Source organism: Microbacterium sp. PI-1, assembly GCF_004337555.1.
Taxonomy (GTDB): Bacteria; Actinomycetota; Actinomycetes; order Actinomycetales; family Microbacteriaceae; genus Microbacterium; species Microbacterium aurugineum.
This window is the reverse complement of the sequence record NZ_SJYZ01000029.1, coordinates 1-12,448: the sequence shown is the minus strand read 5'-3', so window position 1 is coordinate 12,448 and position 12,448 is coordinate 1. Positions and strand designations below refer to the sequence as shown.

Genomic DNA, 12,448 nt, shown 5'->3' with positions numbered 1-12,448 from the left:
TTACGGCCGTCCAACGATGAGTCGGGCGACGGTCGCCGCATCACGACCCGCCCCAACGAGGGTGTCCGCATCCGCCCGGGAGTAACGGGGCATGCCAACAGTGAACAGTCCCGGGATGCGTGCACTGACGTGCAAAGGCTGACCGGGCGGCTCCGAATCGGGCAGCCATGCGTCTGCCGGCCTGTACCCGGTCGCAAGGATCACGGAATGCGGCTTCACGGACGCCCCATCGGCGAACATCACGGTGTCTCCGTGAACCTCCGTCACGGCGACGGCATGAGTGACGTCTGTCGAAGCTACGCGGGGGCGTGCCTCGGAGAGCGCACCCTTACGTCGCAGCCTCGACCAGATAGGCCGCTCCGACACCCCTGAGGGTTCCGCTCGAGTGGAGAGGGTGACGTCGTGGGAGGACGCGAGCTCCTCAGCAATCTCCACTCCGCTGAATCCGCCGCCAACGATCAACACGTGGCCGGGAGGTATCTGGGCGGGGTAGAGGTACTGGCTGGAATGCAGCACAACACCGGGTACGGCCAATCCCGGGCGCCAGCCCGGTATGCGCGGCACCGCGGCAGCTCCCGTTGCACAGACCACATTTCGGGTTTGCACTTCCCCGGCGGAGGTCGACAGATGCAGCGTGGATCCGTCGCCCAACCGGTTGATTCCAAGAGCACGAGTGCCCCACACGGTCTTCACACCGAGGGCTTTCTCCACCGAAGACAGGTAATCGGACATCTCATCCACACTCGGATGACGGTCTCCATCGCCCGGGAAAGGGAACCCGCGGACGACACTGTGGCGTGCCGCGCTGCGCAGTTTCATCGACTGCCACCGTGTGGCCCAGCTTCGTCGACCGGGGGGTGCAGAATCGATGATCACGAAGTCTTTCTGTGGCTCAAGCCCAGAGGACCTGAGCGCGGCGGCTGTCGCCAATCCGGAGTGCCCGGCACCGACGATGATGACTCGACGGTGCGATAGCGAACGCGCCATCATTCAGCACCGTTCACGGCGGCTTCAATGCTGTCCTCCAGATCGGTCCACGTTTCCAGCACGACAGGCTCCCCATCGATGAAGAACGAGGGGGTACTGCTGACACCGAGCTGCTCACCCTCGTCGAGATCGAATTGAACCCGTTCCGCTGTCGCCGGATCAGCGACCGCATCATCGAACGCGGCCATGTCCAATCCGAGTTCCTCCGCAAACCCCCGGAACAGGTCCGCACGAGACTCTTGAGCCTCACCCCATTGAGACTGCGTCTCGAACAGGCGGTGATACATGTCTTCGAGCCGTCCCTGCTGCGCTGCGGCTTCGGCAGCGATTGCGGCGTTCTTTGAGTTGAGGTGACCAGGCAGCGGGAAGTAGCGGATCACGTAGGTGATCTCGCCATCGAACTTGCCGCGGAGATCCTCGACGAGGGGATAGAAAGCACCGCAGGCCTCGCACTCGAAATCGAGGAACTCGACCACCGTCACCGCCCCTTCTCCTCCGTCATCGAGGACGTGCGAGTTCTCACGGACGACTTGTGGACCGTCAGCGGTCCCCGTCTCGGGTGCGGCAGCTTGATTCTGATTAATCAGGACGAAGACCAGTGCGACGACCAGCAACACCACGGCGAGAGACACGGTGACAAGTACCGCTTTCACGGAAGATTTCATAACACTCCAGACACACACAACGAACGGGGACGACCAGTGGAGCGCCATCGAAGAGATGGCGCCGCCGGAGTCAGGTCCGCGACAGAGAAAGCTGTGTGAGAGAAGGAGGCAATGCGAACAGGCGCCCCGTCATAGCTGCCAGTGATGGTGCGCGCGGCAAACGTTCGCGAATGTGAGAAGAGGGGACGTGACGGCGGAAGTTCCGCGTGACGATGAGCACCAAGAAGCAGCAGATGATACCCAAGAGGCACCCGGCAACGCCGATCACGATGTCGTTCGCGCTATCCCCGGCCAGGAGTTGTTCCGCGGTCGCGCCGACAACGCTTTCACCCGAACCCGCCGAAAAATGACCAGCAGAAGGCGTCCCTAGTGACGACGAGGATGTGGTGCTCAGATACGGAGTCGCATCTGTCGCATCACGATGGCCGCCCGGCCACGCTCCAACAACGAGAAGAAGCGCCAGCCCGAGGGCTGTAATGATCTTCGTTATCAGGAACTCGTCGGCTCGGCTAACGCATTTGTGAGCGCGACCGTGGACGACCATGACCTCAGGATGGTACCAGCCCGACCAATCAAGTCTTCTTGCGAGCCCCAGAGCCACGCACCCGCTCTACCGGCGAAGCGAGGAAGACTTGGGACGTCCGCTGAGCCAGCCCATCACCCATTCAACTGGGCCAGTTCCAACGAACCGCCACCACAACCAACCCACCACGATCATGCCCGGAACGATCACCAGCCAGCCCAAGTAGAAGTTCTCGGCAGGGCGGCCATACGCGTTACTCCAAAATGCGATGAGACTGCCGTGCAGCAAGTACAGGGACAACGCCACCCGACCGCACGCGCACAGGGGAACAAAAGGGGTCTGCTGCTCGGCGCGCAGCTCGTCGGCACCCGCGGTGCGGAGATCTCCAAGCGCGTCGACACCTACGCCACGGCTCTGCACCACGGCATGACCGTCGCAACGATGAGTGACCTCGACCTCTCCTGCACGCCCCCGCTCGGCTCCCCATGGGAAGCCGTGCAGCTCGCAACGCAGGCATGGGAGCGCCAAACTCGGACGAGCACTTTGGTGTAAGTAACCCTGGGATCGGCTACCTCAGCCCAAGTCGTTGCTGCGATCCGAACCCGGGAAAGATTGTGACCGTTCGGGGCGGCCTAGCGGGGCAGCGCAGTGAGTCCGCTCTGATCGAAGACCAAGATGTCGCCGCCGTTCGTGATGGTGATCGCTTGTGCGGAGCCGTGGGTTGTGCCGGCGGGAACCCACTCCGCGCCCGATGCGGGTCTGACCCAGATCTGTCCGCCGTTGCCGACACCGACGAGGCGCTTGCTATCGGGTGAAGCGGCGAGGAGGTAGAGCAGCGGTGCATCGTTCACGGTGGTGAACGTGGCGCCCTCATCCGCGCTGACTTGCAGCCCGTCGGGTGTGGCGGCGAACAGTTGCCCTGCGGCGTCGATGGCGAGGTTGACCGCGACGACTTCCCCGGCGGGCGACCATGTCTGTCCGGTGTCGTCGCTGCGGAGCAGTTCGATGGAGTCTGACGCAAGCCCGTACAGGCTCTCGTCCGGGCCGGCGGCGAGAGCGTGGAAGTCCTTCTCTCCGGTGAGCGAGACCGGTGACCAGGATCGGGCGCTGTCGTCGCTTCGGATGATTCCGAGGTTGGGGGAACCGAGTTCGGGGGCAGTCGTTCGCCCGGGGTGTCCAGACGCGATGAGGGTATCCCCGATGGCGGTGAGGCCCATCGCGTCAAAGTCGGTGTTCTGGACGCGGTCGCCAATTTCGCCGTCAAGCGTGGCCGTGTAGATCCCGTCGTGGGCGCCCAGTAGGTAGCCGTCTCCTGAGGGGTCAGGCACGATCGCGTGGACGTGTTCGATGGTGGTGGCGTGGTCGTGTCCGGTGGTCGGCTCGGCAGGTGCTGTGCACCCGGCGAGCACGATGCTGGCCGCGATTGTCGTAGCGATCGTGAGTGCTCCGCGACGTCGCAGGCGGGAAGTAGGCAGGGTGAAGTTCTTGAGGGTTCGCATGATGGTGTCCGCAAACAGATCTATGGGTGGGGTGCGGGAGTCCCGCACCCCACCCGTGGATCACGGAGTTGCGAGGATCTCCTTCATGGTGGCGATCTCTTCCGTTTGCGTGTCGATGATGGTCTCGGCCAGTGCGACGGCGTCGCTGTTCTGACCGTTGTCGACTTCGTCTTGCGCCATGTCGACGGCACCCTCGTGGTGCTGGATCATCTGCTCGAGGAACAGACGCCCCGCATCGGGACCGGCGGCATCTTCGAGGGCCTGCATGTCCTCTTCGGACATCATGCCGCTGCCGTGATCCATGCCCTCCATGCTGTCCATCTCCGCGCCCCAGTCTTCGAGCCACTGGTCCATCTGCTGGATCTCGGGCTCCTGAGCGGCTTTGATTTCTTCGGCGAGAGAGACGACGCGCTCGTCAACGCCGTCCTTGCTGAGGAGGACGTCGGACATCTCGATGGCCTGTGCGTGGTGTTCCTTCATCATGCTGGCGAACATGATGTCGGCGTCATTCGCATCTGCTGTCTCTGCGGGCGCGGACGAGCTGCCGCCGTGGTCCATGCCTTCCATGCCGTTGTCGGATCCGGTGGTTCCCGCGCAGCCGGCGAGGGCGAGCAGTGCGGTGAGGGTGAGTGCGGCGATCGCCGCGGGTCGAATCTTCATGAGGGTTCTCCAAGGGTCAGTGATGGGGCCCGGCGGCTGCCGGTGCCCGAGGGTGCGTTGCCCGCCAGAGCGGGCTAGCGCGTGATCACGTGCGACTGATGCAGAGAACCGTGAGAGATGGAGGCGGGGGAAGGGCGTGAGCGCGGGCGGGCCCGCGTGTTGTCGCGGGCGCGCGGGTCGCAACCAAGAGGGTGTGCCGCCAGCCGAGCCCGATCCGCCTGAGAAGGATGGTGGCCACCAGGAGCGCGAGGACGCACGCCATCCACGTCATCGAATCTCCGGCCCCACACGTCGCGCATCCCGCCTCCTGTGTCGGCGCGGCTGGCACGAGGGCGGTCGCGGAGGCGTCGGGGTGATGGGCGGATACTTCGGCCTGAGTGCTGACGGTGACGGTGTCATGGTGACCGGCGGCCGTCGCATGCGAGTTGAAGGAGTGCATCGCCAGTAGGCCGGCGATAATGCCCACGGCGATCGCGAGGACGGCCAGGGCGGTGTGGGTGAGCGTGCGCGGTCCGCGCACCTGTTGTGAGACCTTGATCAGCGACATACTCACCTCCCGTTCGCCCCAGCCTACGTCCGTCGACCTAACTGTTTCTCGCTACTTACCGGCCACGGCGTCCGGGCGCAGATCCAGTCGGCGCAGCAGCTGCGCGTTGAGCGCGACGACGATGGTTGACAGGGACATCAGCAGCGCGCCCACGGACATCGGGAGCACGAACCCGATCGGGGCGAGCACTCCGGCGGCGAGGGGGACGGAGAGCAGGTTGTAGCCGGCGGCCCACCAGAGGTTCTGCTTCATCTTCCGGTAGCTGGCCCGCGACAGTTCGATCACCGAGAGCACCGACCGGGGGTCGTCGCTGGCGAGGATGACGCCCGCGGACGCGATCGCAACATCCGTCCCGGCGCCGATGGCGATGCCGACGTCGGCCTGCGCGAGCGCGGGGGCGTCGTTGACACCGTCTCCGACCATCGCGACCTTGCGCCCTTCGCCTTGCAGCTCTTTCACCTTCGAGGCCTTGTCTTCGGGTCGGACCCCGGCGAAGTACCGGTCGATGCCGAGCTCGCCCGCGACGGAGGCTGCGACCGCGTCGGCGTCACCGGTGATCATGACCACCTGCACGCCACGCTCGTGGAGGGCCTCGACGGCGTGACGCGACTCCGAGCGGATCTCATCCGCCAAGCGCAGGGCACCCGCGACCTGTCCGTCGACGAGCACGTGGAGGATGATCGCACCCTCACGGCGCCACTCGTCGGCGACCGGTAGCTCGGAGGCGTGTTCCTGCTCGAGCATGTACGGGCCACCGACCTGCACCACGCGCCCATCGACACGTGCACGGACCCCGACCGCCGGGGACGATTCGAAATCGGCTGACGAGGGGACCGTGAGGGTCTTCTCTTTCGCCGCGTTGACGATCGCGCGGGCGAGGGGGTGTTCGGAGTCTGCTTCCGCGGCCGCGGCCCAGGCCAGCAGCTGGTCAGGGTCGGTCCCGGAGACGGGGTCGATCGCGGTCACGGCGGGGGTGCCCTTGGTGAGCGTGCCGGTCTTGTCGAACAGGACGGTGTCGACGGTGCGCATGCTCTCCAGCGCGAGACGGTCCTTGATCAGCACGCCTCCGCGAGCGGCACGCTCGGTGGCGATCGACACGACGAGCGGGATCGCCAGACCGAGCGCGTGCGGGCAGGCGATCACCAGCACGGTGATCGTGCGGATCACGGCGGCGTCGGGCATGCCGACGATCGTCCAGACGATGGCGGTGATCGCGGCGGCGCCGAGCGCGAACCAGAACAGCCACCCGGCGGCCTTGTCTGCGAGCCGCTGCGCGCGCGAGGATGAATTCTGCGCTTCGGTCACCAGCTTTTGGATCCCCGCGAGAGCGGTGTCGTCGCCGATCGCGGTGATCTCGACCCGCACCCCGGAATCGGTGGCGACGGTGCCGGCGATGACCTGGTCGCCGTCGCTGCGGCGCACGGGCCGGGACTCGCCGGTGATCATCGACTCGTCCATGCTGGCCGAGCCCTGCACGATCCGCCCGTCAGCGGGCACCCGCCCGCCTGGGCGCACCACCACCACGTCACCCACCAGCAGATCGGACGGGGCGACCGTCACGGTCGTGTCGCCTTCGATCTTTTCCGCCTCGTCGGGCAGCAGTGCAGCGAGGGAATCCAGTGCTGAGGTGGTCTGTGCGAGGGAGCGCATCTCGATCCAGTGGCCGAGCAGCATGATCACGATCAGCAGCGCCAGCTCCCACCAGAAGTCCAGCTCATGATGGAGGAGGCCGAGGCTCGCGCCCCAGGATGCGAGGAACGCGACCGTGATCGCGAGGGCGATCAGGAGCATCATTCCGGGCTTGCGGGCACGAAGTTCACTCACCGCGCCGGTGAGGAACGGGGCCCCACCCCAGATGTACATGACCGTCCCGAGAACCGGGGACACCCACCCAACCCAGGCGGCTTCCGGCAACGGGTACCCGAGCAGCATCGAGAACATCCCCGAGAACCCGACAACCGGGACCGCAAGGACCAGCATGATCCAGAACAACCGCCGGAACTGGCCCACGTGATCGCCGTGGCCCGCGTGACCGCCGTGGCCCGCGTGACCTTGAGGAGCGCCGTGGTCGTGGCTCATCGCCGCGTGGTCATGCTGCGCCGTCGGCGCGGTGCCGGGATTCTCGTGTGCGATGTGATGGGTGTGCTCGTCGTGCTGGCTCATCAGAACTCCTTGTTCGATGCGCCCGGGGTCGAGCCGGGTGCGGACGGATAAGTGAATCAGGCCTGGCTGGTCGCGAGGCTGTAACCGGCCTCTTCGACCGCAGCCCTCACGGCAGCGGGATCGACAGGGGCTGCGCTGTGGATCGTCACGCGGGACGAGCCGCCGGCGTTCAGGTCGACAGCGACGAACGCGACACCGTCAAGCGCGCTCAGTTCCTCACTGACGCTCGACACACAGTGCGAGCACGTCATTCCCGTGACCAGTACCTCTTCCGAGACCGGGGCCGCCACAGGAGTGGATGCCTCGATGTTCGATGGGGCTGCGCAGCATGCGCAACCAGCGTTTGCGTCCTTCAGTCCGAGTTCGATGCGGTCAGTCATAGTGAATTTCTCCAGATCGTTAGACGTGTGGTTATGAACGGACCAGGCGAGCGATGGCGTCGTTAGCTTCGCGGACCTTCTCCGCCGCAACCTCGCCACCCTCAGCGCTTGCCTGAGCGACGCAATGGCTCAGATGGTCACCCAGGAGCGACAAGGCCACCGTTTCGAGCGCCTTCGTGGCCGCAGCGACCTGCGTCAGGATGTCGATGCAGTACTTGTCCTCATCGACCATCCGCGAGATACCTCGCACCTGACCCTCAACCCGACTCAATCGCTTGCGCAGATCCGCCTTGTTGTCGGTGTAACCGTTCATACCCACAACATACCCCCTGGGGGTATGTAACTCAACAGGCACCGGCCTATTCCCGAACGACAGCCTCCGGCTGCAGTTTCGCGGGACGATCGCTATCGAGCGCCCGGCGGCATGCGGCGTCGTCCACCACAGCAGGATCGCGCACCTCACGACTGGTTGACGCGGCGACGAACAGAACGCCATAACATTCGATCGAATTGATAACCAGTCAGCGGTCACTGTATAGTTCAGTGCATGCTGACCATTGCTTCCCGTCTTGATGTGATGAACCGACTCGGCCGGGCCATGGCTGATCCGACCCGTTCCCGGATCTTAATGACGTTGCTCGACGGACCGAGCTATCCCGCTGTGCTCTCGCGCGAACTGGAGCTGACGCGCTCGAACGTGTCGAACCACCTCACCTGCCTGCGCGATTGCGGCATCGTCGTTGCCGAGCCGGAGGGCCGTCAGACCCGATACGAAATCGCCGACCCGCACCTAGCTGCTGCCCTCGTCGCACTGGTGGACGTGACGCTGGCTGTCGACGTGCACGCCCCGTGCGTGGACTCGGCGTGCACGGTGGCGGGCTGCTGCGGAGCGGGGGCTGGCGCGTGAGCGAGGCGTGTGGTTGCGAGCATGAGCCTGCCGCCACGGCGGGAGAGGAACACGAAGAGGCTGAGCGGCCCTGGTGGAAAGACCGCGGGATCATGGTGCCGATCTTCTCGGGTGTCGCGTTCCTGGGGGGTCTGATCCTCGAGTGGTCCGGCTTAGAGATCCCGGCGTTGGTGCTGTTCTGGGTCGGACTACTGCTGGGCGCGTCGACGTTCACGCCGGGCGCGATCCGGAAACTATTCAAGGGCAAGCTCGGCATCGGGTTGCTGATGACGATCAGCGCGATCGGCGCAGTCATCCTCGGGTACGTGGAGGAGGCTGCAGCTCTGGCGTTCTTGTACTCGATCGCTGAGGCGCTCGAGGACAAGGCGATGGACCGCGCCCGCGGCGGGCTAAGGGCACTGCTGAAGCTCGTGCCGGAGACAGCGACGGTGCTGCAGGGCGGTGTCTCCGCGCAGGTACCGGCGAGAGAGTTGACGGTTGGCCAGGTCATGGTGGTCCGCCCGGGTGAGCGGATCGCGACCGATGGGATCGTCCGATCCGGGCGCTCCAGCCTGGACACATCGGCGATCACCGGGGAGTCGATCCCGGTCGAGGTCGAGCCTGGCGATGTTGTGTCGGCCGGTGCGATCAACAGTGCCGGCGCGCTGGAGGTTGAGGCGACGGCTGCGGGCACCGATAACTCGCTCACGACGATCGTGGAGCTGGTCGAGAAAGCGCAGACCGACAAGGGCGAGCGTGCCCGTCTGGCGGACAGGATCGCCCGCCCACTGGTGCCCGGCGTTCTGATCCTCGCGGCGCTCGTCGCGATCATCGGTTCGCTGCTGGGTGACCCGGAGGTGTGGATCACCCGCGCGCTCGTCGTGCTGGTCGCGGCGTCTCCGTGTGCGCTGGCGATCTCGGTCCCGCTGACGGTCGTCGCTGCGATCGGCGCCGCGAGCAAGTTCGGTGTGATCATCAAGTCCGGCGCCGTTTTCGAGCGCTTCGGTACGGTCCGGCACGTCGCCGTCGACAAGACCGGAACCCTTACCCGCAACGAACCCGTGGTCACCGCCGTACTCACCGCGAACGGTGTAACCGAGGTCCAGGCGTTGGCGTGGGCGGCTGCGCTGGAGCAGCACAGCACACATCCTCTTGCCTCAGCGATCACCGCCGCAGCTCCGGGGACACCGGCAGCTGCAGATGTGACCGAGCAGGCCGGCCATGGTATTGACGGCACCGTCGACGGATCGAGAATCACCGTCGGCAGTCCCCGCTGGCTGGACGCCGGCGACCTCGTTGAGCGGGTCGCAACGCTGGAAGAGCAGGGCATGACCGTCGTCATCGTGCACCGAGACGGGTCACCGGTCGCCGCGATCGGCGTCCGCGACGAGCTGCGCCCTGAAGTCCCCCAGGTAGTCCGGACACTCACCGGCCAGGGCGTCGGGGTGACGATGCTCACCGGCGACAACGCCCGGACCGCTCGTGCCCTGGCTGCGCAGGCCGGGATCAGCGATGTGCGCGCGGAGCTGCGCCCGGAGGACAAGGCGACCGCGATCGGGGAACTGTCGAAGGCGGGACCGGTCGCGATGATCGGCGATGGCATCAACGATGCCCCCGCCCTCGCGGGCGCAGACGTCGGCATCGCGATGGGCGCGACCGGCTCCGACGCAGCGATCGAATCCGCGGACGTGGCCTTCACCGGCCATGATCTACGCCTCATCCCGCGGGCGTTCGATCACGCCCGGCGCGGTCGACGGATCATCAACCAGAACATCATCCTGTCGCTGCTGATCATCACCGCCCTGCTCCCGCTCGCGCTCTTCGGCGTCCTGGGGCTCGCGGCTGTCGTCCTGGTCCACGAGGTCGCCGAGGTCATCGTGATCCTCAACGGCCTGCGGGCCGCCCGCACCCGCACGCCACGACTGGGACGCTGATGCTCGCCACCATTGGATCAGCGATCGGCCTGTTCGCGGCAACCAACATCGACGACATCGTCGTGCTCACCGTGCTTTTCCTCGCCTCCAGCCGAGGGAAACCCCGGCCGTGGCAGATCGTCGCAGGCCAGTACCTCGGGTTCATCACCCTCGTCGTCATCAGCGTGATCGCCGCGCTCGGCCTCACCATCGTCCCGGACGAATGGGTCGGCTTCCTTGGCCTGATCCCGCTCGGCATCGGCATCTGGACGCTCATTCGCGGCCTGCGCCGCAACGGCGATGACGATGACGACGACTCCAAGATCACCGCGGTCGGACTGTGGGGCGTCGCTGGTATCACGATCGCCAACGGGGCGGACAACATCTCCCTCTACACGCCGATCTTCCGCACCAGCACGCCCGGCGACGTCGCGATCATGATCGTCGTGTTCCTCATCCTCGTTGCCGTCTGGTGCGCGGCGGGCCGGCTCATCGGCACTAACAAGGCAGTCACCGAGGGGTTGGAGCGCGTCGAGCACTGGCTTGTACCGGCAGTTTTCATCGGTCTGGGCCTGTTCATCCTGATCGAATCCGGGGTCATCGTCCGTCTGATCGAGGTCCTCGCATGATCCCTTCCGAAACAGAAGCTCACCCGCCCGCTGTGCGCGAGCGGTCGTCGGCGCGGCGGTGGCAGCTCACTGGTGGAGCGCTCCTGATCGCCGTGATTGTCGTGTTGATTGACCAGGGAACGAAGGTGTGGGCTGAAGCGGCCCTCACTGAGCGTGAGCGCGTCCCCCTAATCGGTGACCTGTTGGGTTTGCAGCTCGCCTACAACCCCGGAGCGGCATTCTCCTTCGGGGAAGGCTTCACCTGGGTGTTCGCGCTGCTAGCCGTCGCCGCCACCGTCACAGCAATCGTGTTCGCGTTCCGAGTACAACGCCTGGGATGGGCAATCGTCATCGGCGCGCTCGGAGGAGCTGCCGCCTCACACGCAGGCGACCGCCTTTTCCGCGATCCGGGATTCGCCCGCGGACACGTCGTGGACTTTCTCGCCTACGGAAATTGGTTCATCGGGAACATCGCCGACATCGTGATCTTCGCCGCAGCGGTCACCGGAGCGCTCCTCATGATCCGCGCCGGCGATGAGGCCACAAAGTGAAACCGCTTTGAGAAGCGGGGACAACCCATCAACTCGCCCTCTACATCGGCGCTATTGCTCGGCGCGCAGCTCGTCGGCACCCGCGGTGCGGAAATTTCCAAGCGCATCGACACCTACGCGGCAGCGCTGCACCACAGCATGACGATCGCCGCAATGAGCGACCTCGACCTCTCCTACACGCCCCCGCTCGGCTCCCCCTGGGATGCCGTGCAGGTCGCAACACAGGCATGGGAGCGCGAAGTCCGGACAATCGCCGTGGTGTAGCTCGCCCGTGCGTGCGGCTTCTGAGTGTGGGGACTACGTAGGCGGGCGGTCACGTCGTAAGCGAAGCGCGACCCACAAACCGCATCGTCGACAGATGAACGCACCGTCGTCTCCGAGGGCGTGCAGCTTCCTTCGTGGTAGATGCCGGCCGCAGCACGTGCAGGCGACATCGAGCTCAGTCTCCATAGGCCCTCATTGCCTCTCGGATCTGTTCAACCGTTGGCATCCCGGCCAACCCAGCAGGTGTGCTGTAGATGCGGCAAGCCAACTCACTACTACGATCCGACCCCGGGAAGAGATCGTTTCCGTCCACCGTGATCGTCGGGGAGCCCGCAAATTGAACCCCGGCGGCGTCTTCCTCTGTTCGGATGAGTCGATAACGCAGGCTCAATCCGTCGTGGCCTGTTTCGCTAAGCGCCTCGGCAACACGACGACTGGCCTCAACCCAGCTAGGGCAATCAGCGATATGCAGCAGCTCAATCTCCACGACTCAATCATCCTCGATTCTCTGCTGATGTCGTGACCCATTTGTGGTGGAGGGCTATCACCGAAAACGATCGTTTCCGGCCGACGTACCGAGGTCGCCGGCCGATTGTGCGACACGCCGGTCGCGCACCTGCCGAAAACCCCTGCCCGAACCTGTTGCGCCGAAACGGCCCGCCCGACCCTTTAGGCAATGTGAAAGCGGCCGCGATTTCCGACAAGTTTCGTGAGACAACCGGCAGTTTCCGCAGCGCACCACTCACCCGTCTTTCCGGGGGTGCTCCGTCTCACCAACCGACAAGTTTCGTGAGATCGGACA

The 12,448-nt window shown here is 65.2% G+C and carries 14 protein-coding genes and 2 pseudogenes; 6 read left to right on the top strand and 10 right to left on the bottom strand.

What is annotated here, in order from left to right; all coding sequences use genetic code 11:
- The 3 genes from E0W80_RS16900 to E0W80_RS16890 all read right to left on the bottom strand — a co-directional run bounded on the left by E0W80_RS16900 (nucleotide 1) and on the right by E0W80_RS16890 (nucleotide 2,196).
- On the bottom strand, nucleotides 1-987 hold the full coding sequence (locus E0W80_RS16900) for an NAD(P)-binding domain-containing protein (protein WP_058631588.1): 987 nt from the start codon (nucleotides 985-987) through the stop codon (nucleotides 1-3).
- Nucleotides 987-1,652: a thioredoxin domain-containing protein gene (locus tag E0W80_RS16895; RefSeq protein ID WP_058631453.1), complete on the bottom strand. Its 666-nt coding sequence runs from the start codon at nucleotides 1,650-1,652 to the stop codon at nucleotides 987-989. Before E0W80_RS16895 ends, E0W80_RS16900 begins: the two co-directional genes overlap by 1 nt.
- A gap of 70 nt (nucleotides 1,653-1,722) precedes the next feature.
- Nucleotides 1,723-2,196, bottom strand: a complete 474-nt coding sequence (locus E0W80_RS16890; RefSeq protein ID WP_131494210.1) for a hypothetical protein — start codon at nucleotides 2,194-2,196, stop codon at nucleotides 1,723-1,725.
- A 315-nt stretch (nucleotides 2,197-2,511) separates the two neighbouring features.
- On the opposite strand from E0W80_RS16890, the pseudogene E0W80_RS16885 reads away from it, so the two are divergent.
- A pseudogene (locus E0W80_RS16885) lies at nucleotides 2,512-2,727 on the top strand (CoA-disulfide reductase); the annotation flags it as partial.
- Between the two features lie 80 nt (nucleotides 2,728-2,807).
- On the opposite strand, the gene E0W80_RS16880 reads toward E0W80_RS16885, so the two are convergent.
- The 6 genes from E0W80_RS16880 to E0W80_RS16855 all read right to left on the bottom strand — a co-directional run bounded on the left by E0W80_RS16880 (nucleotide 2,808) and on the right by E0W80_RS16855 (nucleotide 7,737).
- Nucleotides 2,808-3,674 carry a F510_1955 family glycosylhydrolase gene (locus tag E0W80_RS16880; RefSeq protein WP_045278977.1) on the bottom strand — a complete coding sequence of 289 codons (867 nt, stop codon included), beginning with the start codon at nucleotides 3,672-3,674 and terminating at the stop codon, nucleotides 2,808-2,810.
- A 60-nt stretch (nucleotides 3,675-3,734) separates the two neighbouring features.
- Nucleotides 3,735-4,334: a DUF305 domain-containing protein gene (locus E0W80_RS16875; protein ID WP_029259139.1), complete on the bottom strand. Its 600-nt coding sequence runs from the start codon at nucleotides 4,332-4,334 to the stop codon at nucleotides 3,735-3,737.
- Nucleotides 4,335-4,419: 85 nt separating this feature from the next.
- Nucleotides 4,420-4,881 carry a DUF6153 family protein gene (locus E0W80_RS16870; protein WP_052678987.1) on the bottom strand — a complete coding sequence of 154 codons (462 nt, stop codon included), beginning with the start codon at nucleotides 4,879-4,881 and terminating at the stop codon, nucleotides 4,420-4,422.
- A gap of 51 nt (nucleotides 4,882-4,932) precedes the next feature.
- Nucleotides 4,933-7,044 (bottom strand): heavy metal translocating P-type ATPase, encoded by a 2,112-nt coding sequence (locus E0W80_RS16865; RefSeq protein WP_200935185.1) that lies wholly within the window; start codon nucleotides 7,042-7,044, stop codon nucleotides 4,933-4,935.
- A 56-nt stretch (nucleotides 7,045-7,100) separates the two neighbouring features.
- On the bottom strand, nucleotides 7,101-7,424 hold the full coding sequence (locus tag E0W80_RS16860) for a cation transporter (protein ID WP_055876979.1): 324 nt from the start codon (nucleotides 7,422-7,424) through the stop codon (nucleotides 7,101-7,103).
- 31 nt (nucleotides 7,425-7,455) lie between these two features.
- Nucleotides 7,456-7,737, bottom strand: coding sequence for a metal-sensitive transcriptional regulator (locus E0W80_RS16855; protein ID WP_029259144.1), 282 nt, complete (start codon nucleotides 7,735-7,737; stop codon nucleotides 7,456-7,458).
- A gap of 234 nt (nucleotides 7,738-7,971) precedes the next feature.
- Here E0W80_RS16855 and E0W80_RS16850 point away from each other — a divergent pair, with 234 nt between their 5' ends.
- The 5 genes and pseudogenes from E0W80_RS16850 to E0W80_RS16830 form a co-directional block, all read left to right on the top strand.
- Entirely contained in the window at nucleotides 7,972-8,331 is a 360-nt protein-coding gene (locus tag E0W80_RS16850) for a metalloregulator ArsR/SmtB family transcription factor (RefSeq protein WP_029259145.1), read from the top strand.
- Nucleotides 8,328-10,244, top strand: coding sequence for a cation-translocating P-type ATPase (locus E0W80_RS16845; RefSeq protein ID WP_036271584.1), 1,917 nt, complete (start codon nucleotides 8,328-8,330; stop codon nucleotides 10,242-10,244). The genes E0W80_RS16850 and E0W80_RS16845 overlap by 4 nt, the downstream gene beginning before the upstream one ends.
- Nucleotides 10,244-10,852, top strand: a complete 609-nt coding sequence (locus E0W80_RS16840) for a cadmium resistance transporter (protein WP_029259147.1) — start codon at nucleotides 10,244-10,246, stop codon at nucleotides 10,850-10,852. The genes E0W80_RS16845 and E0W80_RS16840 overlap by 1 nt, the downstream gene beginning before the upstream one ends.
- Entirely contained in the window at nucleotides 10,849-11,382 is a 534-nt protein-coding gene (locus E0W80_RS16835) for a signal peptidase II (protein ID WP_231494440.1), read from the top strand. The genes E0W80_RS16840 and E0W80_RS16835 overlap by 4 nt, the downstream gene beginning before the upstream one ends.
- A gap of 54 nt (nucleotides 11,383-11,436) precedes the next feature.
- Nucleotides 11,437-11,646 (top strand): annotated as a pseudogene (locus E0W80_RS16830) (CoA-disulfide reductase); the annotation flags it as partial.
- A gap of 175 nt (nucleotides 11,647-11,821) precedes the next feature.
- On the opposite strand, the gene E0W80_RS16825 reads toward E0W80_RS16830, so the two are convergent.
- On the bottom strand, nucleotides 11,822-12,133 hold the full coding sequence (locus E0W80_RS16825; protein WP_081860107.1) for a thioredoxin family protein: 312 nt from the start codon (nucleotides 12,131-12,133) through the stop codon (nucleotides 11,822-11,824).
- Nucleotides 12,134-12,448: the final 315 nt, after the last annotated feature.

Coding starts and splice junctions, on each gene's coding strand:
- E0W80_RS16840 (WP_029259147.1), top strand. CDS start 10,244: ATGCTCGCCACCATTGGATCAGCGATCGGCCTGTTCGCGGCAACCAAC.
- E0W80_RS16850 (WP_029259145.1), top strand. CDS start 7,972: ATGCTGACCATTGCTTCCCGTCTTGATGTGATGAACCGACTCGGCCGG.
- E0W80_RS16895 (WP_058631453.1), bottom strand. CDS start 1,652: ATGAAATCTTCCGTGAAAGCGGTACTTGTCACCGTGTCTCTCGCCGTG.
- E0W80_RS16855 (WP_029259144.1), bottom strand. CDS start 7,737: ATGAACGGTTACACCGACAACAAGGCGGATCTGCGCAAGCGATTGAGT.
- E0W80_RS16875 (WP_029259139.1), bottom strand. CDS start 4,334: ATGAAGATTCGACCCGCGGCGATCGCCGCACTCACCCTCACCGCACTG.
- E0W80_RS16900 (WP_058631588.1), bottom strand. CDS start 987: ATGGCGCGTTCGCTATCGCACCGTCGAGTCATCATCGTCGGTGCCGGG.
- E0W80_RS16880 (WP_045278977.1), bottom strand. CDS start 3,674: ATGCGAACCCTCAAGAACTTCACCCTGCCTACTTCCCGCCTGCGACGT.
- E0W80_RS16865 (WP_200935185.1), bottom strand. CDS start 7,044: ATGAGCCAGCACGACGAGCACACCCATCACATCGCACACGAGAATCCC.
- E0W80_RS16860 (WP_055876979.1), bottom strand. CDS start 7,424: ATGACTGACCGCATCGAACTCGGACTGAAGGACGCAAACGCTGGTTGC.
- E0W80_RS16835 (WP_231494440.1), top strand. CDS start 10,849: ATGATCCCTTCCGAAACAGAAGCTCACCCGCCCGCTGTGCGCGAGCGG.
- E0W80_RS16890 (WP_131494210.1), bottom strand. CDS start 2,196: ATGGTCGTCCACGGTCGCGCTCACAAATGCGTTAGCCGAGCCGACGAG.
- E0W80_RS16870 (WP_052678987.1), bottom strand. CDS start 4,881: ATGTCGCTGATCAAGGTCTCACAACAGGTGCGCGGACCGCGCACGCTC.